This is a genomic window from Vibrio metoecus, from assembly GCF_009665255.1.
GTDB lineage: Bacteria > Pseudomonadota > Gammaproteobacteria > Enterobacterales > Vibrionaceae > Vibrio > Vibrio metoecus_B.
This window is the reverse complement of the sequence record NZ_CP035687.1, coordinates 341,807-367,110: the sequence shown is the minus strand read 5'-3', so window position 1 is coordinate 367,110 and position 25,304 is coordinate 341,807. Positions and strand designations below refer to the sequence as shown.

The following is a 25,304-nucleotide window of genomic DNA, read 5'->3' as shown; positions in this document are numbered from 1 at the left end:
CGATGTATGAAGCTATTTGTTTTGTGTTTCAGGGAAGGCGTTATAGGCTTGAGTGCCCCACAGCGGCACGGTAGAAAGGCTGTGTTTAAAGCTGCCGGATGTTTCTTTGGTCGAGTAGGAGAGATACATCAGGGTTTGGTTTTTCGCATCAAAAATGCGGCGAATTTTCATTGATTTAAAAAAGATGCTCTTGGATTTCTGGAATACAACTTCACCTGATGTCGATTTATCTATTTGAGCGATCATTTCTGGAGTGATCTCTCCCGTTTGGCGGCAAGAAATGGATGAGTCTGAAGGATCAGCGAGACTCAAATCCGCTTCAATACTGGCCACATGGCAGGTGACACCAGTGACAATGGGGTCAGTCAGATTATTGATTTTAATGTCTTTCATGGTGAACATACCAAGGCTTACATCACCAACCTCCGAGCGATCACAGCCACTCAATACGAAAGCGAAAGAAAGAAGTAAGGCACTGCGAATTGGGTTAAGCATAAGAATGTACCGTTCAGTTTAAGTGTCGTTATCATACTGATTTTCTAGTATCTGTGCAGCCTCATGACTAAGAAGAATGGTGAATTAGCAGGTCAAATCCAGTAGAAAAAGGATTAATGCTTGTCGCATCAGGTCGGGATGAGTATGCTGCCGTTATTGCAACGGATATCAAAGACAACGTTGCTTCACCAATCGAGAAGAAGCCCGCTATGAATTATTCTCCCTCGCCTGTGGTTACGGTCAAAAACCAGTGGTTACTCAGTCAAGTCGATGTCGAGTTCCCAACCTCCGAAAGTTTAGAAGGGCGTGACGTATACCAAACCTTATCTCAACAAAATCAAGTTACCCCGTTCCAACCACATGCTTGTGATGAGCAGCTCCTACAAGAGATCTATTTGGTTGATTTTCACCGTTTGACGGTATGGTTTGCGCTTTTACAGGCCACTCGTGGCACTTCTAAGCATGAGCAAGATCGCTTGGTTGAGTTTTTCACTCAGATCATCTATTCGCCACCTTGTCAGCTATTTATTGGCTTTCACCTTGGTGAGCCCGTAGCCGCAGGTATGGTTACCCAGCATGAGCAAAGTGTGCTGCTCTCCGATTTAGTGGTTCATGCAGGGAGCCCTTTTGGGACGCGTGAGCAGTTTGCCGATGCACTGTATACGAAATGGCAATCGATGACCGAGAGTGATGCTCTGCCTTTCATTGAGCTTTAACATTCCGTTTCGAAAAAAGTGACCTTGGTAGAAGTTATGCACACTCATGCATTGATTTCTACCATTCTGTTAACTCCATCCTTTTTAGTGTGTCAGCGGGATATACACTGCTAATAGAACGGAGGATGTGCGATGACAGAAGCCAGAGTGAAATGTGTCATTTTTGACTGTGAAGGAACCTTAGTGGATAGCGAACGCTTGTGCTGTGAGGCATTAGTGCAGGTGTTTGGCGAAATAGGAATCACGCTAAGCTATCAGCAAGTCGCGGAACATTTTTCCGGTGGAAAAATCGCTGACATTCTCAATTCAGCTTGTCAACTGGCGCAGATCACCGCAGATATTGATTTGTTGGAACAGCGTTATCGCTCCATTGTTGCTGCGACATTCAGTCGTAAGTTGTCTCCAATGGGAGGTGCGCGCGCTTTGCTGCATTATTTAAAACGCAATCAAATAGAGTTTTGTGTAGTGTCTAACGCGCCGCGAGAAAAAATCACAATGACGCTCACTTTGGCAGGACTGGACGGCTACTTCAAAGGCCGGATTTTTTCGGCCTTTGATGCGAATAGTTGGAAGCCTGAACCGGATCTGATTCGCTACTGTGCGATGAATATGGGGTTTACCTTAGACGAATGTGTGTATGTCGATGATACGCCAAAAGGTGTAGAGGCTGGGCTCAATGCGGGGGTGCTCACGTTCCAGTTAAGCCCTTTAAACGCACAAAGCCGCAGTGATTCCAGTCAAGTCATTGTGCTGAGCAATTTGCTTCAACTGGCTGAGTTTTTAACTGGTCATCCGCTGCGTCAATCGGCGTAATGCCCAAAAATCGGATCCAGTTTATCTCCCTAAAAACCACATCCACCATGAGAGGTGGATGTGGTGTCATTTCCGCTGAATCAATTTACTGACGTGTTTTTACCCCAGAATGAACAAACCGATTACCGAGATGGTTGGCTTTGGCTGCCAGCATTGGTTGAATGCTGGTGAGTGTATTGGTGTGAAAACCACACTGCGCACAGAAGAATTTCTCTTTATCCGCAGAAATGAAAAATTCGTCGTGTTGACAGAGTGGGCAGCATTCGATGGTTTCTTCTACATGTGGATTATTCATTTATTGATTCTCAGCAGCAAAAAGAGTGTTTATGTCGCTTCGTGTTTAAGTTAACACTTGGCTTGGATGTTTTATTTTGTTTGTCTTTAGCATAAACACTTCCTGGTGATTTGTTGGTCAGCTTTGTCATATTTGTTCCGAAGTTGAGATGCAATTCATAGAAATTGCATGTATTGCATGCCACAGATCATATTCTTATCGAGCTTGGTCAGATGCTGTGATCCCAAGCTCAATAACATATAACAGTTTAATGACGAATTCGTTGCAAGCGGAATAATCCTAGTGCGCTCAACGCTCCGAGCGTGTCGCATAACATATCTTTTTGCGCATCCCAAATATCACCTTGTGAACCTAAGAAGGCGATGCCTTCGTCACCACCTGCGACAGCGGCATACCACCACTCAATGATTTCATAACCTGCCGCCAAACTCATGATGCTAAAGAGAGCGAAGCTGTACGCTAACCAAGGTTTGGTGTGTTGTTTGCGTATTAACCATTCAGCAATGGGATAAGCATAAAAACCGATCGAAAAGTGGGCGACGCGATCGAAATGATTTCGGGTTGAGCCGAGCATCGAATTGAACCAGTCAAACGGTACTTCCGCAAAGGTGTATTTGGCACCAATCGTGTGTAAGCAGAGCCAGATAAACATCAAAACATAGGCCGTGGTGCTGAATGACCAACGTAAAGATATCCACCAAATCCCGCCTAAAATCAGGACGGCTGGAATAATCTCTGCAAACCAAACTGCCCGTGAATGGGGAGCAATGGCGGAAAAAACAAATACGAAACTGTAAAGTAGGGTCAAGCCGATGAGTGGTCGTGATAGCGGCATAGTGGTGTAGCTCCGTCAATGGAATGCTGACTATCCTGCCATTATAATGAACATTGTTCAATTGATAGGTTGATGCCCCCGACAATGCGCCAGAAATCTGGCTATTGTTGTGTCAGAAAAATGCTCTGTAAGCCTTATGCGGATTGATCTTCACACATTCAAGATTTCTCATTTCACCGTGGTGATAAATGGGTTAGATTGATCTTGATAACGGTATTTCGTCGGAATGGAAGCTTTATGTCAGACAGTCACCAACTTGCCGCAACGTTTCAAACGTACATGGAAAATCCGTTGTTGTGGCCAATTTTTGAGGTACTGAAGCATCAGTCGTCAGGCTGGAAAGTGCACACCTTAGCCGCGCATTTAAGTGAGTTAGGGATTATGCCGGTGTTGGATACTCAGCCGGAGAAAGACTTGTTTAAGCGTAATTTTTTGATCATGAATGCGCTTTATCAATTGCAAGAAACATTGCATCCAGAGAAATGGTTACAAGTCGAGGCGATGAACATCATTTTAATGCCGATGATGCGCAGTGAATTTCATGATATTGACGTGAATGATCCACTTCGAGATTACTACACACAGTGGATGAACTATGAAGCGGATGAAGGGGAGGTTAAGCGCCTACTCAACGAATTCTGGACTCGCTATCGTCATTCTGTTGGTAGCCATAATGGTAAAGATTTAAGCCGAGGTCAGGCTTTACGTCTGTTTGAGCTCAGTGAGGAAGCGAGTTCGCTAGAAATCCGCAAAACTTGGCGTAAGCTAGCCTTACGCTGGCACCCAGATCGAGATAATGGCAATGCCGAGCGTTTTCGGATTTTATGTGAAGCATGGAACGTGTTAAGACAAGAGCCCTGACGGCGAAACAATAACGCGACCTGTTGGTCGCGTTATTGATAATTCTGCGTTGTATCACTTAAGCTTTAAATTGGGCTTTACGCATACGGTTGAGTGCCGCCATGGCATCCATAATACGAGGCTTCGCCAGATCACCATGGTTTGGCATCGCTTGATACCAATCACCTTCGAGCATCTTACTCATTGCTTTTGCTGGGTTTTCAGTCCAGCCTGGCAGTTGCGCAAGTTGGAACCACAGCCAGCCAATCGCATTCACTTCACTTGAGCTTTGTAATTGCTCCAAAGCCGTGAGCTCGGTGAACTCTTTACCAAAACGCAGAGCATCCAACCCTTTTGCTGAAACTCGGAATTTACCTTCCAACAGCAGCTTTTGCAGGGTCGCACAATGTAATGCGCGAGGTTTGAAAGTGGCTAATGGTGTTTCACACTCATTGCGACGTTGAGTTGGGTGCTGGGCAATCACTTCTCGTGCTTTGGCTGTGACATCCAACGGTTGATAGTCATGCATTTGAATCACGGTATCGGCCACATCTAAATAATCGCCAGATCCCCCCATGACCACCAGTGTGGAAACCCCCAAATCATCACGCAACTGACCGATGCGATCCACTAACGGTGTAATCGGTTCTTCCCCTTTGCTGACAAGGGCTTGCATACGCTCATCACGGATCATGAAGTTGGTCGCAGAGGTATCTTCATCGATCAGTAGCGTGGTGACGCCCGCTTCAATCGATTCTTGCAACCATGCCGATTGCGAGGTCGAGCCTGAAGCATCTTGCGTGCTGAAATCGGTTGTGTCTTTCCCCATAGGCAAATGGTTGATGTAGTTGGATAAGTTCAGGTTGTGTACGCAGCGGCCTTCTTCAGCGCGAATTTTCATCGCGTTGAAATCGGTCACCATACGTTCACGGCCATCACCAGGGATATGGTTGTAAATAGAGCGTTCGAGTGCCGTCAGCAGGGTTGATTTACCGTGGAACCCCCCCCGACAATCAAGGTAATGCCTTGCGGAATACCCATGCCAACCAACTCACCTTGGTTTGGTGTAGAAAGTGTTACTTCAAGGGATTGCGGCGCTTGGAATGGGACGGCATCTTTCATCGGAAGATCGCAGTTACCTGCTAAACGTGGCAGTACGCTACCGTTAGCCACGAAAGCGACCAAACCGAGGTCGTCAAGTTGTGCGCGCATTGCTTCTTGGTCTTCCACCACTTCACAGTGTTGCAGCAGGGCCGCTTTATCCAGTTCGCGCTCCAACGTGGCACGGCGAATGTACTTCGGTAGATGGAAAGTGAGGATATTCAGGGCTTTTTTAGCCAAAATATCACGTCCTTCCGCTGGCATACTCATGCGAAAACGCAGTTCGATACCGTGTTCATTAAACAGAACAGATGTGCTGTCGAGTACTGTTTGACCGCTGATCGCGATAGATAGACTGTTATCTTGCTTTGCGAACTCTGCAAAAGCACGAGCGATAAAATCACGCGCTGCCATTTGATACGCAGGCGATTTTTCTTTGAGCCAATCTAAACCGGTCAACGACCAAGCGCGGGTCGCGCGCAGGCGAGAGGCTGAAGCGTATGGATCAGACTGAATGTGGTCGATGAACAGAGTAAAGTCACCAAAGTCATACTGACCTTTGATCTGCTGATAAGCACGATAGTTCTGCTTTTCGAGTTTTTTAAGTGTTGCAATTAGTCGATCCATCTCGATTATCGCTCATAGGGAAAGAAAAAGAGGAGCGCGATTATAGGTAGCGCCCACTGAAGAGTAAAGGAATGATAAGCCATTCTCTTGATGAGCGACAACCATCCCTGAACTTATTCTGGCTTGTGTGGCGGTTGAGTGTGACTTTTTAGCTTCTGCTCAAATTCATCGCTTGGCATCGGCCGGCCGTATAAAAAACCTTGGCCGATGTCGCACCCATGCTCCAGAATAAACTGCTCTTGTTGTGGGGATTCTATGCCTTCCACAACCACATTCAGTTTGAGTTTCTTCGCAACGTGCAGCATAGAACGCACAATTTCTTGGTCACTCTCGCTGTGTTCGATTTGTACTAGAAAGCTTTTATCGATTTTAATGCCATCAAATGGAAATTTTTTTAGGTACTGAAAAGAAGCGTAACCAGTGCCGAAATCATCTAATGATAAGGCTACGCCCAGTGTATGTAGTCTATTGAGTATGTCACTGGCTGTCGGTTCATCCACAATCAAACCACTTTCCGTGATTTCTAACTCCAATTGATGTGCCGGAAAATGGTAAAGCGTGAGTAGTTCACGAATCTGGTCAACAAAGCGGCTGTTTTTCAGTTGCACCGAAGAGATGTTGATTGCGATATGGAACGTTGGGCAAATCGTTAACCAGTCGCTAGCGGCTTTGATGGCATGGTGCAGTACAAAATGGCCGACCTCGAAAATTAAGCCATTTTGTTCCGCCATATGGATTAAGGTTTCATTCGAAAACTCACCCAACAGCGGGTGCTTCCAACGCAGCAGTGCCTCTGCGCCAACCCAATGTTGTGTCTTAACGCTTACCTTGGGTTGAAAATAGAGCATTAAGTCATTATTGCGCACGGCTTGTAAAAGGTAATTTTCTAGTTGATTTTGTCGAGCATGGTTATCGGCCAATGCGGGGGAATGGAAAAAGACTTTATAACCTGAATCTTTACACGCCAACATGCTACTGACCGCATGGCGTAGCAATTGCTGCGGATCGCGAGTTTCTCGGCTAAGGGCAACCCCAATGTAAGGGTTGAGATGCAAAGGCAAACCCTCGGCAATGAATTGTGCTTGACCGGCATGAATCAAGCGATGACAAAGTTGGTTTAAATGCCCATCCAACTGCTTACTTTTCAAAAGTAGAGTGAGGTTGGTCGAGTTAGGGCGAGCAGTGAGTAGTTCTCCTTCTGTGACAGGGCCAAGTCTCTCGCGTAGCTGTTTTAAAACATCATCCCACAGATGAAAACCAATCCGTGCTTGCAATTGGCGAGCATTGGCAAAACCAATATGGACTACAGCGAGTTCTTCATTTTCTTCTAATTGATTGAGCTGTAGGGCAATTTGTTGTTCAAGTGCATTTCGATTTAGAAAACCAGTACCTACATCGTGGCTGCGTTGGTACTCAATTTGCTGTTCTGCTGCCCGACGTTTGTCTATTTCTTGGTGAAGAGATTGGTTCAGTGAAGCAATGCTTTGCATTTTGTTACGGACTTTGAAATGCAAATCTTGGTTCATTTGTAGCAGAGTTTCACGCTGATAGAGGGTTTTGAGCTGTGCTTCAATAGATTCACGAAAGGTGCTGATCAACTGCTTTTCTAGGGTAAGAAAATGGTGTTCTTTACGGTCAGTGGCGCACAGAGTGCCGAAAAGGTCACCATTGGGCCATAACAGGGGGACTCCGCAATAGGCGCGCATACCATGTTCCATATCTGGGTTCTCTTTCCAGAGTGGATCAGTCTCGGCATTACTCACTATCAACGGTTGGCGAGTATTGATCACGGTTTCACAATACAACCCTTTTCCTAATCGTTCGGTCATACCGACGCGGTATGGATTATCGAGTCCCTGATTGGAGCAAAATACATCAAGATCGTGATGGCGTAGTCGCATAATCACGGTGGCTGGCACCTTAAGCATTTCGCCGAGTAAATTGAGCATATTTTGCCAACTCGCAAGCATCGTCGAAGGGATGGGGATCGATTGTGGAAGGATCGGTGCCATTAATGAGTCCTTGGGTTTGGCTAGTAAAACGTTACCTATCGCTTGCTTTTCTCGCACAGTAATGCCCGCTATGTCAGGATCCAATACAGTCTTTTGGTATTGGACAGCCATCAATTACGCTAACTGGCTTCAACGGCAAGTTAATGGGGTATACATGCAACAGCTATCTTCTTCCGAGAAAATAGCGCGGCATTGGATTTTGGTTTCGTTAGAGTGACCGTACTTGAGAAGTAATGCTTTTACTTCAATGGTTAGTCACTCTAGCAAAAGCCGATCAGAATGGCAGAGTGATTTCAATTAGCTTGTGCGAATTCTCAAATCTAAAACAGAATGCGGTATCACTTATTTGTTAATAAACTTATGCATATCAACAGATTGGTTATAATCTATTCGCTCAAATCCAAAACCGTTCAATTGCATAAACGCTTGCTTAAAGCCAACATAGTCACCTAATTGCTGAAAATTATGACTATTCATTTGAGTGAGGAGTTCCGCGACTTGTGTTTGAGTATCGGGATTCATTTCCCAATCATCCATGCGGATCAGACGCTCGCTATCAACAGGAATGCGGGAATGTCCGTATAATTTGTCGCTAAATAAGCGTTGCATCTGCTCAATGCAGCCTTCATGAGTGCCTTTGCTTTTCATCACTTGATAGAGTGCAATGAGATAGGGGCTTAAGCCGGGAATGAATACGCTAGCTTTGGTGACGAGGGCTTTACAAAGCACCGCATATGCACCGCCATCGAAGTTGGCGAGTTTGAGATTAAGTGAATGGCTGGTTTGGTGAAGATCGATTTTGGCTCGTCCTAAGGTGCCATCCAGATAAATAGGATGCGTTACGTCAGGCCCCATGTAAGAGAAAGCAATGGTTTTGCAGCCTTCGGCGAGTGATTCTGCATTGATGAGTGTATCAATCCAGTTTTCCCAATCATCGCCGCCCATTACGCGTAGTGTTCCTTCGATTTCCTCTTCTGTAGCGGGCTCTAAAGTGGTGTCAATCCAAGTATCGTTCTCTAACATAATGGATGCGCCGGAGACCGCTTCACCAATGGGTTTAATGGCAGAGCGCCAAAATTCGCCATCTGGCTTGCGGCGCATGCCGCTCGCGATGCTGTAGATCACTAAATCCACTTCGCCTTCAAAATAAGTTTCAATTGCCTCAACCACTTGTTCACGCATTTCTGCAGAAAACACATCACCCTCTAAGTTGATGGCGATACGTCCTTCTTGTTCTGCATATTGCTTAAAAAAGAGGTTGTTGTAGTAGCCTGCACTGCCAGTTTGAGTTTCGCTGGGTGCGCGTTCAAAAGAGACACCAATCGTGTCCGCCTTGGCACCACCAAAGGTGAGCGCAATTCGTGCTGCCAATCCAAAACCGGATGAAGCCCCCAAAATTAGCACGCGCTTTGGTCCTGCTTTGATCGAATTGGCCTGCTTAACGTATTGGATCTGCTGTAAAACGGCTTGCTCACAGCCATAAGGATGGGCGCTGCGTGCAACAACGCCCTGAATGAGTGGCTTAATGTGCATAAGGTCACCTATTGTGTGGTTAAGAGCTCAAAAGTAACGTAAAGCTGAGTAAATTTTATTGAGCTAAACCAGTAAATAGGTGGATGGTGTTACAAATCATTGGCGATTTGTTCAGCAACAAAGTCGGCAATCCAAGGCTGAGCTTCTGGTTTGGGATGTAACCCGTCACTCATCATCCATTCTGGTTTGAGGATCACTTGTTCAAGAAAGAATGGAATGAGTGGGATAGCGAATTGCTGTGCTAGATTTGGATACACTTGATAAAAAGCATCACTATAGCGTTTGCCATAGTTAGGTGGTATACGGATCTGCATTAAAATTACAGCCGTATTCTGAGCTTGGATTTGTTCAATCATGGTCGCTAAGTTTGTGCTCACCGTTGTTGGAGGAAAGCCGCGTAAACCATCGTTTGCGCCCAGCTCAATCAGCACCACATCTGGGGTATGTTGAGTCAGTAGCGAAGGCAGGCGAGCTAATCCGTTACCTGTGGTGTCGCCGGATATGCTGCCGTTAACAACGGATACTGTTTTGCCTTTTTCAGCCAGTGCGTTTGCCAGCAAACTGGGCCACGCTTGTTCGATGGGCATTTCGTATCCCGCACTCAAACTATCGCCAAGGATCAACAGGGTTTTACTGCTCACCGTAGCGGAAAAAAGAAGAATAAACACAAAGGAAAGTCGTCGAGTCATGCAAACATCCATTATTTCAGCGCAGTCATTATCCAAACTAGTCTCCACCAATCAGGAACATTTAACAATCCTCAAACAGGTGAATCTCTCGATTCAGGCGGGAGAAAGTGTAGCGATTGTCGGGGCATCCGGCGCCGGTAAATCCACCTTAATGACCTTGCTTGCTGGGCTCGATACGCCCAGTGAAGGCGAAGTTTATTTACTGGGTAAGCCATTATCGCAACTTGATGATGAAGCGCGCGCTGCGCTGCGTAGTGAGTCGGTCGGTTTTGTATTCCAAAGTTTTCTGCTTATTCCAAGCCTTTCCGCTTTGGAGAATGTGACCTTGCCCTGTTTACTCAAAGGCGAGGCGGAAGATCGCGAGCGGGCACAAATGCTGCTGAAATCAGTCGGGTTGGAACATCGTATGCACCATTCTCCGGCGCAATTATCCGGTGGTGAGCAACAGCGTGTCGCGATCGCCCGCGCGTTTATGATTCGTCCGCAAGTGCTGTTTGCCGATGAGCCGACGGGGAACCTTGACCAAGAAACGGCCGCGAAAGTGATCGATTTGCTGTTTGAACTCAACCGTGAGCACGGCACCACCCTAGTGTTGGTGACTCATGACCCGAAATTGGCACAGCGCTGCCAGCGCCGCTTTTTCATGCAAGCCGGTGAATTGGAGGAGCGAGTATGACGGCGTTACCCTCCACGGCGCTTAACCGCCGTTTATTGCGCTGGAGTTTGAGTGAAATCCGTCACGGGCAGTTGTGGCCGGTAACGGTGGCGCTGACGTTGATCATCGCTTCGATTTTTGCGCTCACCGCTCTCGCGCAACGTATGGAGCAAGTGATTGTTAAGCAAGGGCGTGATGCGCTCACCGCTGACACTGTGTTTGTTTCTGCCAATCCATTACCTGAATCTCTATTAACGCTAACGGTGAAGCAAGCCACACACACTTCGCAAATGACCCGGTTTGCCACGATGGCATTCAGTGACCAAGGTATGCAGTTGGTGACGGTCAAAGCGGTAGATAGTGCTTATCCACTGCGTGGTGAAATGCGCCTGAGTGATGGCCAACAAGTGTTGAATCATGTCAGTGCTAATCAACTTTGGTTAGAACCCAGAGTAAAAGACCAGTTGGGAGTGACTATCGGTGACAATGTCACGATAGGGGATGCCGATTTTGTGGTCAGCGGTGAGGTGCTCGAAGAACCCGGACTGAGTTTTAACCCATTTCAGCAAATGCCAGCGGTTTATATTCATGCTTCGGATATTGCCAAAACTGGGGCGATTCAGCCCGGTAGTCGTGTGCAATTTAGCTTGTTTATTACCGGTGATGACTCGGTGATTAAGGCGATTAAACAAGAGGTGAGTTTAACACCGAGTGATCGCTGGCGTGATCAAGAGAGTGCCAGCCGCACCAATGAAGTGTTTGAGCGCACTCAGCAGTATCTCTCGTTGACGGTGGCGATTGTGATCTTGATGGCGGCGACCACCTTGGTGTTGACCTGTCAGCATTATGTGTCCACCCGAATGCATACCATCGCAATGCTCAAGAGCCTTGGCGCCAGCCGCCAGTGGTTACGCCGTTGGTTAGCGTTGCAAGTTGGTTTGTTGCTTGTATTTGCCGTGGTGTTGGGCTGCGTAATTGGTGTTGGGCTGGAGTCGCTGCTACGTTTGCCCCTAAAAGATTTATTGCCAGATCCGCTCCCGAGTTACGGTTTGCGCCCTTTGTGGATTGCGCTTGCCAGTAGTTTATTGATCGCCGTTCCTGCTTTGGGTATCCCGCTTGGGCGATTATTGTCGGTGAGTGCCGTGGCAGTGATGCAGCCTGTGCAACATGATCGGCGTTGGCAACGTGCTTTATTGCTGATTATGGTGCCAGTCGTGCCTCTGTTGCTGGTGTATTGGCAAAACCAACTGATTTGGATTGTGCTGATAGGGATTGTCGCCTTGTTTGTAGTGCTGGCATTGGTGAGTGTGGTGGTCACCCGTTTATTCGCTAAGCTTCCGTTAAATCCACCGATGGCATTGGCATTAAGTCGAATTAATCGCTCTGGCACCGCCAGCGGCTTACAATTTGGTGCATTAGCGCTTTCTTTGATGCTGTTGGCGATCATTTGGTTAGTGCGTACCGATTTGCTCTCAGATTGGCAACGTACACTGCCCGAAAATGCGCCGAATGCATTCGCACTCAATATTAGTGAGTCGGAAAAAGCCACTTATCTAGCGGCATTAGATAAGGCTCATATTGAGCGCTCTGCGGCTTACCCAATTATGCGTGGGCGCTTAACTCACATTAACGGGCAAGAAGCCAAACTCTATGCCCAAAACGGGGAAGAGAGTTCAGATGCGCTGCGTCGAGAATTGAACCTTACGTGGGCAGAGCAACTACCTGACTACAACCCAATTTTGGAAGGTCAGTGGCAAAGCCAAAATGGCGTGTCAGTCGAACAAGAAGTGGCGAGCGATCTTGGCCTCAAGCTCGGGGATACTCTGACTTTCATGATCAACAGCCAAGTGGTGAGCGCAAAAGTGAACACCATCCGTCAGGTGGAATGGCGGGAAATGAAGCCCAATTTTTACTTCATTTTTAGCCCTGATGTGGTGCAAAAGCTTCCTGTGAGTTATTTGATTAGCTTTCGTGTATTACCCGAGCACGATGGATTGCTCAGTCAACTTTCGCGCCAGCACCCCACGGTGAGCCTAATGGATATCCGCTCTATGGGGGCAAAAATTCAAGCTTTACTGACGCAGATTGTATGGTCTGTGACCGTTCTGGCTGCACTCGGAGTATTGGCCGGAGTCTTGTTGATTTTCACTTTACTGCGTTTGAGCCTCAGCCAGCGTCAGCAGGAAATTCGCTTATACCGCACTTTAGGAGCGAGTCGCCGTCGAGTGGTGCACACCATTTGGGCGGAATATGGGGTGATGGCATTAGTCGGCGGCTTAGTGGCGAGTTTGAGTGCCGATCTGGTGGTTGCCGCAGTGATGAAATGGGGATTTAACTTAAATCCAAGTTTGCATGTGGTGTTATGGTTTGCCTTGCCAGCTCTGACTTTTTGCACACTTGCTGTGGTTGTGAGCAGTTTGCTCAAACGGCTGTTAGCCCCCGTGAATAAAGCGTTCAGTGATTGAGGTGTGGAGTAAATAGGTTAGTTATCCACAAAATCAGTGGATAACTTCTGGGATAAGTAAAGTGGCTATTCCGGGGTGGTTAGGTGCTAGCCCCGTAGTGGCCGAGGTTTGCGTGATTGGGTTATTCACAAAGTGATGAAAACTCAAGAATGGCAAATTTGAGTCAAGCATTTTTTTATATTTTTTCGGCTTAAAACAGTCTTTGTTTAGCCCAAGTGCGTTTGATCAAAAATCCTTATGTTACAGATTGTTTTTGTTTCTTTAGCGTTATTTAGGCAAACAATTTGCAGTCACTAAATCGTCAATTTTCTATGGCATGGTAAAACTTGAATCTCTCCCGATAACCGCTTGGGTCGGGAGAAAGGGCATCAAGTGAAAGGGATCCGCCATGAAAATTGCCATTGCAGGAACGGGGTATGTAGGATTATCGAATGGAATACTGCTGGCTCAACATAATGAAGTGGTCGCATTGGATATCGTGGTCAGCCGAGTAGAGCAGCTTAATGATAAGATTTCACCGATCGCCGATCCCGAAATTGAATTTTTTCTACAGCATCAACCCCTTAATTTTCGAGCGACTTGCGATAAACGAGACGCCTACCAAGACGCACAGTTTGTCGTGATCGCCACGCCTACCGACTATGACCCACAAACTAATCACTTTGATACACGAACCGTGGAAGCGGTGATTGATGATGTGTTGGCGAACAATCCACAGGCCATCATGGTGATTAAATCCACCGTGCCAGTGGGTTACACCAAACGCATCAAACAACGGCTGTGCTGTAACAACCTGATCTTTTCGCCAGAGTTTTTACGCGAAGGGCGTGCCTTGTATGACAACTTATACCCATCTCGGATCATTGTTGGGGAAAAGTCAGAGCGCGCCCAAGCCTTTGCCGAGCTATTAGCTCAGGGTGCAAAGAAAACCAACATTCCTATTTTGTTGACTCATTCGACCGAAGCTGAAGCGGTCAAACTCTTCTCCAATACTTATCTTGCAATGCGTGTCTCTTTCTTTAACGAGTTGGATACTTACGCGGAAACTCATGGTTTAGATACCCAACAGATTATTGAAGGAGTGGGGCTGGATCCTCGTATCGGGAACCACTACAACAACCCTTCCTTTGGTTATGGAGGTTACTGTTTACCGAAAGATACCCGCCAGTTGCTGCGTAATTTTGAAGATGTACCGAATAACTTGATTCGTGCCATTGTTGATGCCAATACCACACGTAAAGACCATATCGCGTTTTCAATTTTGAATCGAAATCCTAAAGTGGTGGGGATTTATCGGTTGATCATGAAAGCGGGCTCTGACAATTATCGCGCTTCGTCAATTCTGGGGATTATGAAACGCATCAAAGCCCGAGGTATCGACGTTGTGATTTACGAGCCAGTGCTCAGCGAATCGACGTTCTACGGCTCTCCTGTCATTACTGATTTAGCGCAGTTCAAAGCGATGGCTGAGGTGATTGTGACCAATCGTCTGGTGGCAGAACTCGACGATGTGCAGGAAAAAATTTATACCCGCGATCTGTTTGGGCAAGATTGAGTGATCCGTAAAGGATAAGTCCTCGTAAAAAATGTGATTTTATTAACGTTTCATACCCTTTAGAATAGCAGCCACTTTTCTTCGCCTTGATGTAACTGTAGGTAAAATATGACATTGAGATCTCAAGATCCCCGAATTGCTATCATAGGTGGCGGTATTGCTGGTGCAACCGCGGCCGTTCACTTGGGTGAGCTTGGATTGAATGTGCTATTAATGGAAAAAGGCGCGGGTTTAGTCAGTGGGCCACCCATTTGTCATTTGCATGCGGGGGGAAATCTCTATCGAGAAATCTCTGAGCAGCAGTGTATTGATTTGCTTGAACAATCGATTGAAACCGTTCGCCTTTATCCACATACCTTAAATGTGCGTCCAACCCTTATCACCATTCCAAAATCGGATCCGGGTGAACCACAAGATATTTTGCCGCGACTGGCAACCATTCAAAATGCTTACTGGCAGATGGTCGAGCAAGATCCGGCTAATAAAGTATTGGGTGAAGTTGAAAACTATTACCGCCTTTATCAACGTGAAGAGTTGGAGCATCTGGCGCAAGCGGTGCAGCCTAACCCGCCACGCAGTGATGATGATTGGGTCATACCTTTTGCACAAAACGCGGATTTGGACCAACTCAAATACCCAGTGGTGTTGGTGCAAGAGTATGGTTGGAGCGTATTTCGTCTCGCGGCGAGTGTGGATCTCACGCTTGCCGCACTGCCTAATTGTGAAGTGATGCTACGTACTGAGCTTGTTGATGCACAGTATCAAGATAACCAGTGGCGATTAACCTATCAGGATGCGCAAGGTGAGCGCTACACGCAGACGGTTGATTATCTGGTCAATGCTTGTGGCTTTGAAACCGGACAGGTGGACGATATGGCAAGCCACCACAGACAGCGTTTGGTGGAGTTTAAGGCTGCGTATGTGACCCATTGGCCTGCGTGTCATCAATGGTGGCCGGAAGTGATCTTCCATGGACCACGTGGCAGTGACGATGGTATGGCGCAGTTAACGCCTTATGCGGATGGAACGTTCCAACTGCACGGAATGACAGTGGCGATCACCCTGTTTTCTGATGGTCTAGTGGCATCCAGTGCTGATTCAGCGCAGCCTCAATTACCGAGTTATCTACAGCAGAAAATTGCACGCGGTTGGCCGATGACCGCTCAACAAGATCGTACACAGCGAGCGATAGAACACATGAGCCGGTTTGTGCCTGCGTTTGGCAATGCAGAATACGCAGGAACGCCACTGTTTGGGGCGCAGCAAATTCCCGGTGATGATGTGACGTTGCGCGCAGCGGATGTCAGCTTTGAAGCGAATCACTACGCGAGATTGGAAGTCGTGAAGGGATCTTCTGCATTGCGTGCGGCTCGGCAGTTGGTGGAAGTGTGGCAACTGAGGCCAACTCACACGGCGTTTTCCATCGAAAACGAACATCCGCTGAGCATGGCATTAACAGCAGAACAAGTTGAACAGCATGCCATCACTCTAACCCAAGAGCGTGGTTACCCCACAGCACTAGCCAAAGTGTACGGGCTTTAAAACGGTCATCAGAAAGGTTCAGTAACCTCAAGCTTAGTAACCTCAGACTCAGTAACCGAAAAAACGCGCCCATCGACACCATACCGTTTGTAGCCCTGCGAGATCGCCAGCCACAAACTGCACCGAATGCCCCGGTTTAGCTTGTGCTAAACGGGGTAAATCAATTCTCGCGACACAACCGAGTTTGGGGTAACCACCAATAGTTTGTCGATCATTAAGCAAAATGATCGGTTGCCCGTTGGGTGGAATTTGAATGGCACCTAAGGCAATCCCTTCCGACAAAATAGGCTGTTCTGGCGGTGTCACGCTTTCACCTTGCAAGCGGTAACCCATGCGATCGCTGTTTGGCGTCACCACAAACTTACTGTGATAAAAGCACTCTATTGCCGATTGAGAAAATTGACTATGTTGGTAACTCTCAATCACTCTGAGCCGCAAAGGTAAGTTGTAATCAGGGCGGAAGCGGAAGGTCATATGTGCGGGTTTTAGGGCGATTTGTAAGGAGTCAAAGGCCAACTCATCACCTTGCTGTAACGCTTGCCCTTGTTGGTGCAAACCGCCTAAGCCTTGTCGAATGTGAGTCGAGACTGAGCCAAGCTGCTGCGTTATCGCAAATCCCCCCTGAACCGCGAGATAAGCGCGGAGTCCGTTGCGTGGCAAACCAAAGCGTAGAATTTGCCCCTTCTGTGCATAAAAGCGGCTCCAATTCGGAATGGAGACGTCATCGAGAGTCGCGTTGAGATCGCCACCTGTGATTGCGAGCTGCGCATCGTGCTGTAAACGAAATTCAGCGGGACCTAAAGTGATCTCCAACGTCGCTTGATTGACTGGATTGCCAAGCAAATGGTTAGCCCAACTGTAAGCGTATTCATCCAAGGGGCCTGACGGGCTAATGCCCAAATGGCTGAAGCCATAACGTCCCAAATCGTGAAGTAGGGTCATTGGCCCGGCTTTGAGCACCTTTAGCATCCCTTGCATCTTTCTTCCTTATTGAAAACGTTGTGGCTGAATGATGCCGCCTAACTGAACAAACTCCTCTCGTTCAATAGAACAAAATCGCACTTGGGAGCCAATTTGCCATGGCGACATCGGTGTTTGGTTAGGGTTAAACAAAGCCACTGGACAGTTACCGATAATATTCCAACCGCCCGGTGAGGCGTTGGGGTAAATCGCAGTCTGATTCTCGGCAATGCCCACGCTGCCTTTTGGTAGCATCAAACGCGGCGTGGCACGTCTAGGTCGGCGTAGCGGTTCAGCCACTTCAGTCATAAAGGCAAAACCCGGCGCAAAACCAATAGCGCATACGGTGTAAGTCACTGACGTATGTAATTGAATCACCTCTTGTAACGAAAGCCCTTGTTCTTGATAGCGCATGAGATCTGGCCCCACATCGGGATGGTAGTAAACGGGCAACTCAATGATATTTGTGTTGGTTTGATTCATCTGCCGAGGTTGGTTTAGCAGGGAAGTCAATTGAGCCATCAGATCGTTTTGTGCTAAACGATAGGGAAGGTAGTCAATCAGCAAAGTGGTGTAGGAAGGCGTGACATTCATCAGTCCATGCGCAAAATTCTGCATGATGTCACGAGCACATTCGCCGATATGAATCGCTAACGTTGCATTGGCCGGGTGTTGAAAGCTCACCAGTAAACTGCCTTCGGCAATCGGTTCAATCTCAAATGGGATGGACATGCTTTATTCATCCAAGGCCGCACGAATTCGCGCGATCAAAGCAATCGAATTTGGATTATCTCCGTGTACACATAAGGTATCGGCTTCAATCGGGATCACAAAACCATCTGAACTGGTGACTTTACCGTAGCGAGCGATTTGCCGGACTTGGCTCAAAATATCTTCATCAGTCGTAAGAACTGCATTGGGCTGAGAGCGTGGTGTCAGTTTTCCATTGGCGAGATAAGTGCGATCGGCAAAGGCTTCAAACAGCAGCGGTACATCAAAGCGATCGGCAATATCGAGATAGTCTTGGTTATTGGCAGAAGCGAGTACCATCAAGGGCAAATTAAAACAGGAAACCGCATCGACCACCGCACGAAAGATACTGGGATCGCTCATCATGTCGTTATACAGCGCGCCATGAGGCTTAACGTAACTCAACTGACCATTTTTACTTTCACACAGTGCTTTCAGTGCTCCAACCTGATAAAGAATGATTTCACTGATTTCTTGTTCGCTCATTGCCAGCGAACGACGACCAAAACCTTGCAAATCAGGGTAGCTAGGATGAGCTCCGATCATGACTTGGTGTTCAAGCGCGAGATCTATGGTACGACTCATGACATGGGGATCAGATGCGTGAAAACCGCAAGCGATATTGGCCATGTCAATCCAAGGCATCACGTCTTCATCGGCTCCCATAGTCCAAATACCGAAGCTTTCACCCATATCGCAATTGAGTTGAATCGTCCGTTTGCTCACTGTTGTACATCCTTTTGTCAATTCTGTCCGTTAAGGTAGCGAAAAAGCAGGATTTCGTCAGCCGAATTTGCTTTCGAGTAACTAAATTTGCGTGTGTGAATGTCATCCAGTGAGAATGAAAAATAGCATTGGTTCCTTTTTTGAGCGATGCATGGCATAACCGTCTCTTTTAAAAATGAAACGATGTTTCTAGAAACTGAAGTCTGGATCTCAGATCCGAGGCAATTTATTAAGGTATAGTGCGAGTTATTCTGTAAATCCAGAAGCATCAATGCGTTGGTGAACGCTAAAAAGCCGTTACAATCGCCGAAAACATCAAGGAGGCTAGGCATGAAAGTATTAGTGACAGGTGGCATGGGTTATATCGGCAGCCATACCTGCATTCAGATGATTCAAGCGGGCATGACCCCAGTGATCCTAGATAATTTATATAACAGTAAATCTACTGTGCTTGAGCGTATTGAAAAAGTTGCAGGTAGTCGCCCTCTGTTTGTACAGGGTGATGTTCGTGATCAAGCTCTGTTGGTTGAACTGATGAAGCAGCATCAGATTGAAGCGGTGGTGCATTTTGCTGGCTTAAAGGCGGTGGGTGAATCGGTACAAAAGCCACTTGAGTATTATGACAACAATGTCAACGGTACTTTAGTGTTGGTGGCCGCTATGCGTGAAGCTGGCGTTAAATCTTTGGTATTTAGCTCATCTGCAACCGTGTATGGGGAGCCTGCCTCAGTGCCAATTACGGAATCTTTTCCGACTAAAGCAGCCAATCCATACGGTCGGAGTAAATTAATGGTAGAGGAATGCTTAACGGATTTTCAAAAAGCCAATCCAGATTGGAGTATTGCGCTACTGCGTTACTTTAACCCAGTGGGCTCTCATCCATCTGGTGAGTTAGGTGAAGATCCACAAGGCATTCCAAATAACCTGATGCCGTTTGTCTCGCAAGTAGCGGTAGGTCGCCGTGAGTTTCTCTCAGTGTTTGGAAATGATTATCCGACCAAAGATGGCACAGGAGTACGTGACTATATTCACGTGATGGATCTAGCGGATGGCCACATCGCAGCACTGCAAAAAGTAGGTTTACGTGCTGGATTACATGTTTATAACCTCGGCACGGGTAATGGTTACAGCGTATTAGATGTGGTTAAGGCATTTGAAGCCGCTTCGGGCTGCGAGGTTCCCTACAAATTGGTTGAACGCCGTCCTGGTGACATTGCTGAATATTGGGCAGATCCAGCTAAAGCAATGCAAGATCTTGATTGGAAAGCAACCCGTACCCTACATAATATGGCTGAAGATGCTTGGCGTTGGCAGTCTAATAACCCACAAGGTTATCCTGAAGCGTAAACGCCCCAAGGTTGTCCATCAAACCGATATCTGATACGAAAACGCCCATCATTCTGATGGGCGTTTGCTTTATAACTTTCATACCTTCGAGCCGATGCTCCAAGACGGGTGAGCAGTTAAGTGCGGTAACGAGACAAAATATCGCCTAAGTTACGTGTTGCTTGAGTGATCTCACTCACTCCTTGAGAGGTTTGTTGCGCGACACGGCGTAGGGTGTTGGATTGGCTACGAATATCGCTCAGCTCCGAAGAAATTCCGCTAGCCACTGAGCTTTGCTCTGTGGCGGATGTGGAAATCTGCACACTAAGATCGTTAATCAACTGTGCAGAATGAGCGATGGCTTGTACATCGTTACCCACTTCACTCACTAATTGGCTGCTGGTATGTGCTTGGCTAACGGTTTGCTCAGTCAGTTTGGCAATATTTTGGCTTTCCACTTGCAACTTTTCGATCATTGCTTGGATTTCAACGGTCGCGGATTGGGTGCGGCTTGCCAGAGTCCGTACTTCATCGGCGACAACGGCAAATCCGCGACCTTGCTCACCGGCTCTTGCGGCTTCAATTGCGGCGTTGAGGGCAAGCAAATTGGTCTGTTCCGAAATCGCATTAATGGTGGTGATCACCGCATTGATTTGCGTGGCATTGGTATTGAGAGTTTCAACCGAGGAAGACGCCTGTGCGATATAGCGAGAAAGCTGTTCAATATCTTGAATGGCTTTTTTGACGCGTTGCTGGCTGCGTTCAACTTGTTGCGTGTCCTGCTCGGTTTGCTCTGTGGCTCTTTGTGAAGTGCTAGACACCTCTTCTGCCGATGCGGTCATCTGTTCCATGGCGGTAGCAACAGAATCCAGCGAACTGTATTGATTTTGGATCTGAATTTCAGATTCTTTCACTTCTTGTGCGAAAGTATTGGCAGTGTCACTTAGCGTCGCACTGTTTTGTTTTACTGCCACAATGAGTTCTGACAGCGTATCCATCGCCTTATCCAGAGCACAGCCAATCGTCCCAAACTCATCACGCCCCGGATGAAATCCCAATCGCGACGTCAGATCACCGTCGGCGATTTTCTGAGTCGTGGAATAAAGCACCCATAGCGCACCACCAATGAAAGTGGCGACCCAATAGGTAAAAATTGCAAAAGGAATTGCCCATAGGTAGGCCAATAAAAAACTGTGCAGGGCTTGTTCGCGTGCAGGCTGTTCATACTGCTGCATCGATTCACTATAAGCATATACTTGCCCGCTTGAGCTGGTGGCACTGGCCGTAACTATCCCTTGTGAGTAAGCCGTTTCCGTTAACCGGTTTTGAGCTTTTAACATCGGGAGCTGGGCTGGGTCGGGATGGTTAAGTAACCCTTGTAATTTGTATTCGACCGCCAATTGTGATTGCTGCTCAATGCTGGTTAAGGTGTGCCAGTAACGAGCGCCTGCAATCGTAGTGATTGCAGTAAGAAACAGTAAAAAAATCACCCACATTTTGTCATTGATTGACATACGGATGAAGATTCGATCAATCGTCCTGAATTGAACTTCTTTCATAATGGTTCCTGCCTAGCAAAATTGCTGGCACAAGGTAACCCGATTTTAGTGACAAAAGTGAGATTTGCATCTTATAAAAATGAAATGCGATCCTTTGGTTGGCTTAATTTTGTGGTTTAATTCAAATATTTTCTGTTGCATAAAAACAGAGCGAATACATCAATATTCGCCCTAGATTCTGTTTTAGATAGGCCTTTAACCCAGAGCGGGTAACACGCCTAGCGTAATAAAAATTTGTGCACTGATAATGAAAAATCCTACTAAGCCTGTGAGTATCAGAGCCATATTTCCACCAGTAACTTGGTAATGTTGGTCAGTGGCTTGTTGGCGTACTTTCACCACCATTATCAAGGGCAAAAAGATGGCTAGGATCGCGAGGGCAATCGCCGCGTAACCCAGCGCCATAATAAAACCTTGTGGGTAGAACAGCGCAAAGATCAGTGGTGGTAAAAAGGTGACGACAGAAGCCAGAGGGCGGTTCATTTTGCCTTGTTTGTTACGCAGAGAATCACCCATAAATTCAAACAAGCCTAAGCTTACGCCTAAAAAGGAAGTCAGTAGAGCCAGATCCGCGAACACGCCAATGATATTGCTTAGGTTGGACTGATGAACCGTGGTCGATAGCACACCGATCAGCGCGGTTAAACCCATGTTGTCGAGTAAGGCTGATTGGCTTACTACTCCGAGAGTCACCAGTTGCCAGAAAATGTAGATCACGAGTGGAATCGCAGAACCAATCAAAATCGCTTTGCGTAGCGCAGGCGTATCGCCATCCAAGTAATTGACAATGGCAGGAATGCTGCCGTGGAAACCAAACGACGTGAAAATAACCGGAATTGCCGCAACCACTAAACCTTGCTCAATCGGCATACTCAGCAGGTAAGAGTGAGAAACATTAGGAGCGAGGAAGAACAGCACTGCCACCATCGCAATCATTTTCCCTGCAAACAAAACGCGGTTAACGCGATCCACGGTGCCAGTACCAATGGTAACGACTAAGGCGACAATCAGGGTAAACAACAAAGTACCACTTGAACCTTCTACCGCAACGCCAGTGAAATCAGAAATGCGTTGGGTAAATTGGGCACCACCACCCGCAATGTAGGCCGCACAGAGTGAGTAAAACAGAAACAGCATGGCAAAAGTGGCTACCCATTTGCCTTTATCACCTAAGATTTGCTTAGCAAGAGTATGCAAGGTGGCTTCTTTTTCTGCGTACTGGTGGATTTCCACCATCAACAGTGCGGTAAATGCCATCAGCATCCACAAGCCCAGCATAATGATTAATGATGTAGAGAAACCGATACCTGCGGAAGCTAGAGGCAGCGCTAGCATTCCTGCACCAATCGTGGTGCCCGCGATAATCAAAGTACTGCCTAAAAGCTTTGATTGTGCCATTTTGTAAACTCTTTTGTACGTTGTATGATGCTATGTTTAGTGGTTTGTGCGAAGTTTAATCAGTATTTAATCTTGTTTCGCTAGTTTTTGGCTATTCTGTAGAAGCTTTCCATTTGCGTCAATCAGTTTGTAAAAATTTAAATCCGAAAGTGTAATTTTTATTTTACACTTCAAGTGTGGTCAGTTTTTCCGTAGAAAGAAATCTTGGTAGTTAATGCAAGCTGTGGTACATCTTAATCGCGTTCTGATTGAGCTTGTCATAAAAGCTTCATCAAGAATGGTTAAAAGGATAAAGAAAAGAGTTAAAGAAGGAGGTCAACCATGAGTGACCACAGTCAATATGATGAGTGCTTAGAGCTGCTTGATGCGATGGAAATTGGTTTTACCTTGAGCCATTACCAAGCCGAAGCTCAAGAGTCATCAGACGTTACACCAGCATAATCTTCCCACTTCGGTTTAAAGCCGAATGTGACACTTCATATGAATTTTCTTGCCCATCTGCATATTGCCCATCATTGCCGAAGTAGCCTGTTAGGCAATTTATTGGGGGATTTTGTCAAAGGTGATCCGACAAATCAGTATCCGCAGAGTGTAGTGCAAGGTATCCGTTTACATCGCTGGGTTGATGCTTATACCGATAGCCACCCAGTGATGAAAGCATCAAAATTGCTCTTTCCCACCCCACAGCAACGCTTTGCTCCGATTGCTTTGGATCTTTTTTGGGATCACTGCTTAGTCAATACTTGGTCGAGTTGGCATGCTGAGCCTTTAACGCAATTTCTGAGTCACGCACAACAGGGCATTACCGCAGAAAGTACACAGGCGTTACCGGAGCGTTTTGTGCGAGTTAATCAGGCCATGTGGCAAGGTCAATGGCTTGAATCATATATGGATTTTGACAATATTCGTTATGCGCTTAGCCGAATGGCTCAGCGCAGTGATCGGATGCAGCCTTTGGTCCACAGTGCGGTGGCACTTGAGGAAAATTACACTGAGTTACAAGCGTTGTTTGATACGCTTTATCTTGATGTTTTAGAGAAAGCCAAACGCCGTTCACTTTGATACAATCCGCGGCCCAAAAGTTATTAGGTACGCGACATGTCAGAAACCCCCATCACTTTTTCGCAACTCGGCTTAGATCCTCATTTGCTGAATACGTTGAGCGATCTGGGAATCGTCAATCCCACCCCGATCCAGCAGCAAGCCATTCCGCATGTATTGCAAGGAAAAGATGTGCTGGCAGGTGCGCAAACCGGAACAGGAAAAACGGCAGCGTTTGGTCTGCCCTTGATCCAACGATTTATTGAACAACCTTGGGTGCGGGAAGAGAACAGCAAAGAGATCCGCGCGTTAGTGCTAGTGCCAACTCGTGAGTTAGCCCAGCAAGTGCTGGATAGCCTGCAAGCCTACGCAAAGGGGACTGAACTTAAGATCGTGGCCGTTTATGGTGGCACGAGTATGAAGGTTCAGCTTAACCATCTGCGTGGTGGTGTGGATATATTGATTGCGACACCGGGTCGCTTGCTCGATCACGCTCATGTCAAATCGCTGTTTTTGGGCAAAGTTGAAGTTTTGGTGCTTGATGAAGCGGATCGCATGCTCGATATGGGCTTTATGCCGGATCTCCAGCGCGTGTTGCGCCGTTTATCGCCACTGCGTCAAACGCTATTTTTCTCTGCAACTTTCGATAGCAAAATCAAAGCGGTGGCTTATCGCATCATGCGTGATCCGGTCGAAGTGCAAGTGACGCCATCGAATTCCACGGCAGAAACCGTGCAGCAGATGGTGTATCCGGTGGATAAAAAGCGTAAACGTGAACTGCTTGCTTACTTGATTGGTTCTAAAAATTGGCAACAGGTGTTGGTGTTTACCAAAACTCGGCAGGGGAGTGACGCACTTGCCAAAGAGTTAAAGCTAGATGGCATCAAAGCGGTGTCGATTAACGGCGATAAAAGCCAAGGAGCACGCCAAAAAGCACTGGATGACTTCAAAGCGGGTAAAGTCCGTGCTTTGATTGCCACTGATGTGGCGGCACGTGGGCTAGACATTGCCCAGCTTGAGCAAGTGGTGAACTATGACATGCCGTTTAAAGCGGAAGATTATGTGCACCGTATCGGGCGTACTGGCCGCGCAGGGTTAGCCGGTTTGGCGGTTTCTCTGCTGTCACACGATGAAACACCACAATTGGAAGCGATTGAGCGTCTACTGAACACGCGTCTTCCACAAGAGTGGTTGAAAGGTTTTGAGCCAAGCCCAGAAGTACGTGAGGAGAATTCACCGCGCCGCTCTAGTGGGCGTTCGGCAGAAAAGCGCAAAATGAAAGCACAGCTTAAGATCCACGCGCAACGCGGTAAAAAAGCGCGTTAAACGCAGCCAAAATAAAAGCGCTATATGGGTATCCGCTTTCAAAGC

21 protein-coding genes and 1 pseudogene are annotated in these 25,304 nt (G+C 47.0%); 10 read left to right on the top strand and 12 right to left on the bottom strand.

Translation table 11 applies throughout. The features are described 5' to 3' along the window. Positions 1–12: 12 nt before the first annotated feature. Positions 13–495 carry a CreA family protein gene (locus EPB59_RS15220; RefSeq protein WP_055050015.1) on the bottom strand — a complete coding sequence of 161 codons (483 nt, stop codon included), beginning with the start codon at positions 493–495 and terminating at the stop codon, positions 13–15. Between the two features lie 209 nt (positions 496–704). Here EPB59_RS15220 and EPB59_RS15215 point away from each other — a divergent pair, with 209 nt between their 5' ends. Then, entirely contained in the window at positions 705–1,211 is a 507-nt protein-coding gene (locus tag EPB59_RS15215) for a hypothetical protein (RefSeq protein ID WP_055050443.1), read from the top strand. Between the two features lie 132 nt (positions 1,212–1,343). Next, positions 1,344–2,024, top strand: coding sequence for an HAD family hydrolase (locus EPB59_RS15210; protein ID WP_055050014.1), 681 nt, complete (start codon positions 1,344–1,346; stop codon positions 2,022–2,024). Between the two features lie 85 nt (positions 2,025–2,109). Here EPB59_RS15210 and EPB59_RS15205 read toward each other — a convergent pair whose 3' ends face one another. Continuing rightward, the gene (locus tag EPB59_RS15205) at positions 2,110–2,319 is read right to left on the bottom strand and encodes a transcription initiation factor TFIIIB (protein ID WP_081017500.1); all 210 of its coding nucleotides are present in this window, start codon (positions 2,317–2,319) and stop codon (positions 2,110–2,112) included. A gap of 247 nt (positions 2,320–2,566) precedes the next feature. After that, entirely contained in the window at positions 2,567–3,154 is a 588-nt protein-coding gene (locus EPB59_RS15200) for a DUF2238 domain-containing protein (RefSeq protein WP_154173608.1), read from the bottom strand. Between the two features lie 237 nt (positions 3,155–3,391). Here EPB59_RS15200 and EPB59_RS15195 point away from each other — a divergent pair, with 237 nt between their 5' ends. Beyond that, positions 3,392–4,015 carry a DNA-J related domain-containing protein gene (locus EPB59_RS15195; RefSeq protein ID WP_055050011.1) on the top strand — a complete coding sequence of 208 codons (624 nt, stop codon included), beginning with the start codon at positions 3,392–3,394 and terminating at the stop codon, positions 4,013–4,015. A 58-nt stretch (positions 4,016–4,073) separates the two neighbouring features. Here EPB59_RS15195 and EPB59_RS15190 read toward each other — a convergent pair. The 4 genes and pseudogenes from EPB59_RS15190 to tesA all read right to left on the bottom strand — a co-directional run bounded on the left by EPB59_RS15190 (position 4,074) and on the right by tesA (position 9,956). Then, a pseudogene (locus EPB59_RS15190) lies at positions 4,074–5,722 on the bottom strand (P-loop domain-containing protein). Positions 5,723–5,835: 113 nt separating this feature from the next. Next, positions 5,836–7,734, bottom strand: coding sequence for a sensor domain-containing phosphodiesterase (locus tag EPB59_RS15185; RefSeq protein ID WP_154174244.1), 1,899 nt, complete (start codon positions 7,732–7,734; stop codon positions 5,836–5,838). Between the two features lie 342 nt (positions 7,735–8,076). Next, positions 8,077–9,267 carry an enoyl-ACP reductase FabV gene (fabV, locus tag EPB59_RS15180; RefSeq protein ID WP_154173606.1) on the bottom strand — a complete coding sequence of 397 codons (1,191 nt, stop codon included), beginning with the start codon at positions 9,265–9,267 and terminating at the stop codon, positions 8,077–8,079. A gap of 89 nt (positions 9,268–9,356) precedes the next feature. Continuing rightward, complete coding sequence (tesA, locus tag EPB59_RS15175; RefSeq protein ID WP_055050007.1) at positions 9,357–9,956, bottom strand: multifunctional acyl-CoA thioesterase I/protease I/lysophospholipase L1; 600 nt, start codon at positions 9,954–9,956, stop codon at positions 9,357–9,359. Here tesA and EPB59_RS15170 point away from each other — a divergent pair. The 4 genes from EPB59_RS15170 to EPB59_RS15155 all read left to right on the top strand — a co-directional run bounded on the left by EPB59_RS15170 (position 9,955) and on the right by EPB59_RS15155 (position 16,173). Next, positions 9,955–10,632 carry an ABC transporter ATP-binding protein gene (locus tag EPB59_RS15170; protein ID WP_154173604.1) on the top strand — a complete coding sequence of 226 codons (678 nt, stop codon included), beginning with the start codon at positions 9,955–9,957 and terminating at the stop codon, positions 10,630–10,632. The genes tesA and EPB59_RS15170 overlap by 2 nt on opposite strands. Next, positions 10,629–13,076 carry an ABC transporter permease gene (locus EPB59_RS15165; RefSeq protein WP_154173602.1) on the top strand — a complete coding sequence of 816 codons (2,448 nt, stop codon included), beginning with the start codon at positions 10,629–10,631 and terminating at the stop codon, positions 13,074–13,076. Before EPB59_RS15170 ends, EPB59_RS15165 begins: the two co-directional genes overlap by 4 nt. A 388-nt stretch (positions 13,077–13,464) precedes the next feature. Beyond that, the gene (locus EPB59_RS15160) at positions 13,465–14,631 is read left to right on the top strand and encodes a nucleotide sugar dehydrogenase (RefSeq protein WP_154173600.1); all 1,167 of its coding nucleotides are present in this window, start codon (positions 13,465–13,467) and stop codon (positions 14,629–14,631) included. A gap of 108 nt (positions 14,632–14,739) precedes the next feature. After that, a complete protein-coding gene (locus EPB59_RS15155; RefSeq protein WP_154173598.1) occupies positions 14,740–16,173 on the top strand; it encodes an FAD-dependent oxidoreductase in 1,434 nt (477 codons plus the stop codon). Between the two features lie 48 nt (positions 16,174–16,221). On the opposite strand, the gene EPB59_RS15150 is transcribed toward EPB59_RS15155, so the two are convergent. The 3 genes from EPB59_RS15150 to EPB59_RS15140 are packed head-to-tail and all read right to left on the bottom strand — an operon-like array spanning position 16,222 to position 18,609. Next, positions 16,222–17,151, bottom strand: coding sequence for a biotin-dependent carboxyltransferase family protein (locus EPB59_RS15150; RefSeq protein WP_154173596.1), 930 nt, complete (start codon positions 17,149–17,151; stop codon positions 16,222–16,224). 9 nt (positions 17,152–17,160) lie between these two features. Continuing rightward, positions 17,161–17,865 (bottom strand): 5-oxoprolinase subunit PxpB, encoded by a 705-nt coding sequence (gene pxpB, locus EPB59_RS15145; protein WP_154173594.1) that lies wholly within the window; start codon positions 17,863–17,865, stop codon positions 17,161–17,163. A gap of 3 nt (positions 17,866–17,868) precedes the next feature. Continuing rightward, positions 17,869–18,609 carry a 5-oxoprolinase subunit PxpA gene (locus tag EPB59_RS15140; RefSeq protein ID WP_000044783.1) on the bottom strand — a complete coding sequence of 247 codons (741 nt, stop codon included), beginning with the start codon at positions 18,607–18,609 and terminating at the stop codon, positions 17,869–17,871. A gap of 330 nt (positions 18,610–18,939) precedes the next feature. Between EPB59_RS15140 and galE the strand changes: the two genes are divergently transcribed. Beyond that, on the top strand, positions 18,940–19,956 hold the full coding sequence (gene galE / locus EPB59_RS15135; RefSeq protein WP_055044617.1) for a UDP-glucose 4-epimerase GalE: 1,017 nt from the start codon (positions 18,940–18,942) through the stop codon (positions 19,954–19,956). A 116-nt stretch (positions 19,957–20,072) separates the two neighbouring features. Here the strand turns inward: galE and EPB59_RS15130 are convergent, their stop codons facing one another. Next, on the bottom strand, positions 20,073–21,494 hold the full coding sequence (locus EPB59_RS15130; RefSeq protein WP_154173592.1) for a methyl-accepting chemotaxis protein: 1,422 nt from the start codon (positions 21,492–21,494) through the stop codon (positions 20,073–20,075). Positions 21,495–21,689: 195 nt separating this feature from the next. Next, positions 21,690–22,892: an aromatic amino acid transport family protein gene (locus EPB59_RS15125; protein ID WP_154173590.1), complete on the bottom strand. Its 1,203-nt coding sequence runs from the start codon at positions 22,890–22,892 to the stop codon at positions 21,690–21,692. 480 nt (positions 22,893–23,372) lie between these two features. On the opposite strand from EPB59_RS15125, the gene EPB59_RS15120 reads away from it, so the two are divergent. Both EPB59_RS15120 and EPB59_RS15115 read left to right on the top strand, forming a co-directional pair. Beyond that, positions 23,373–23,954: an ACP phosphodiesterase gene (locus EPB59_RS15120; protein ID WP_154173588.1), complete on the top strand. Its 582-nt coding sequence runs from the start codon at positions 23,373–23,375 to the stop codon at positions 23,952–23,954. Between the two features lie 36 nt (positions 23,955–23,990). Beyond that, a complete protein-coding gene (locus EPB59_RS15115) occupies positions 23,991–25,259 on the top strand; it encodes a DEAD/DEAH box helicase (RefSeq protein WP_154173587.1) in 1,269 nt (422 codons plus the stop codon). The last annotated feature ends 45 nt before the right edge of the window (positions 25,260–25,304 follow it).

Excerpts from the sequence above, each read along its gene's own strand:
- EPB59_RS15220 (WP_055050015.1), bottom strand. The coding sequence starts at position 495 with ATGCTTAACCCAATTCGCAGTGCCTTACTTCTTTCTTTCGCTTTCGTA.
- EPB59_RS15215 (WP_055050443.1), top strand. The coding sequence starts at position 705 with ATGAATTATTCTCCCTCGCCTGTGGTTACGGTCAAAAACCAGTGGTTA.
- EPB59_RS15210 (WP_055050014.1), top strand. The coding sequence starts at position 1,344 with ATGACAGAAGCCAGAGTGAAATGTGTCATTTTTGACTGTGAAGGAACC.
- EPB59_RS15205 (WP_081017500.1), bottom strand. The coding sequence starts at position 2,319 with ATGAATAATCCACATGTAGAAGAAACCATCGAATGCTGCCCACTCTGT.
- EPB59_RS15200 (WP_154173608.1), bottom strand. The coding sequence starts at position 3,154 with ATGCCGCTATCACGACCACTCATCGGCTTGACCCTACTTTACAGTTTC.
- EPB59_RS15195 (WP_055050011.1), top strand. The coding sequence starts at position 3,392 with ATGTCAGACAGTCACCAACTTGCCGCAACGTTTCAAACGTACATGGAA.
- EPB59_RS15185 (WP_154174244.1), bottom strand. The coding sequence starts at position 7,734 with ATGGCACCGATCCTTCCACAATCGATCCCCATCCCTTCGACGATGCTT.
- fabV (WP_154173606.1), bottom strand. The coding sequence starts at position 9,267 with ATGCACATTAAGCCACTCATTCAGGGCGTTGTTGCACGCAGCGCCCAT.
- EPB59_RS15170 (WP_154173604.1), top strand. The coding sequence starts at position 9,955 with ATGCAAACATCCATTATTTCAGCGCAGTCATTATCCAAACTAGTCTCC.
- tesA (WP_055050007.1), bottom strand. The coding sequence starts at position 9,956 with ATGACTCGACGACTTTCCTTTGTGTTTATTCTTCTTTTTTCCGCTACG.
- EPB59_RS15165 (WP_154173602.1), top strand. The coding sequence starts at position 10,629 with ATGACGGCGTTACCCTCCACGGCGCTTAACCGCCGTTTATTGCGCTGG.
- EPB59_RS15160 (WP_154173600.1), top strand. The coding sequence starts at position 13,465 with ATGAAAATTGCCATTGCAGGAACGGGGTATGTAGGATTATCGAATGGA.
- EPB59_RS15155 (WP_154173598.1), top strand. The coding sequence starts at position 14,740 with ATGACATTGAGATCTCAAGATCCCCGAATTGCTATCATAGGTGGCGGT.
- EPB59_RS15150 (WP_154173596.1), bottom strand. The coding sequence starts at position 17,151 with ATGCAAGGGATGCTAAAGGTGCTCAAAGCCGGGCCAATGACCCTACTT.
- pxpB (WP_154173594.1), bottom strand. The coding sequence starts at position 17,865 with ATGTCCATCCCATTTGAGATTGAACCGATTGCCGAAGGCAGTTTACTG.
- galE (WP_055044617.1), top strand. The coding sequence starts at position 18,940 with ATGAAAGTATTAGTGACAGGTGGCATGGGTTATATCGGCAGCCATACC.
- EPB59_RS15130 (WP_154173592.1), bottom strand. The coding sequence starts at position 21,494 with ATGAAAGAAGTTCAATTCAGGACGATTGATCGAATCTTCATCCGTATG.
- EPB59_RS15125 (WP_154173590.1), bottom strand. The coding sequence starts at position 22,892 with ATGGCACAATCAAAGCTTTTAGGCAGTACTTTGATTATCGCGGGCACC.
- EPB59_RS15120 (WP_154173588.1), top strand. The coding sequence starts at position 23,373 with ATGAATTTTCTTGCCCATCTGCATATTGCCCATCATTGCCGAAGTAGC.
- EPB59_RS15115 (WP_154173587.1), top strand. The coding sequence starts at position 23,991 with ATGTCAGAAACCCCCATCACTTTTTCGCAACTCGGCTTAGATCCTCAT.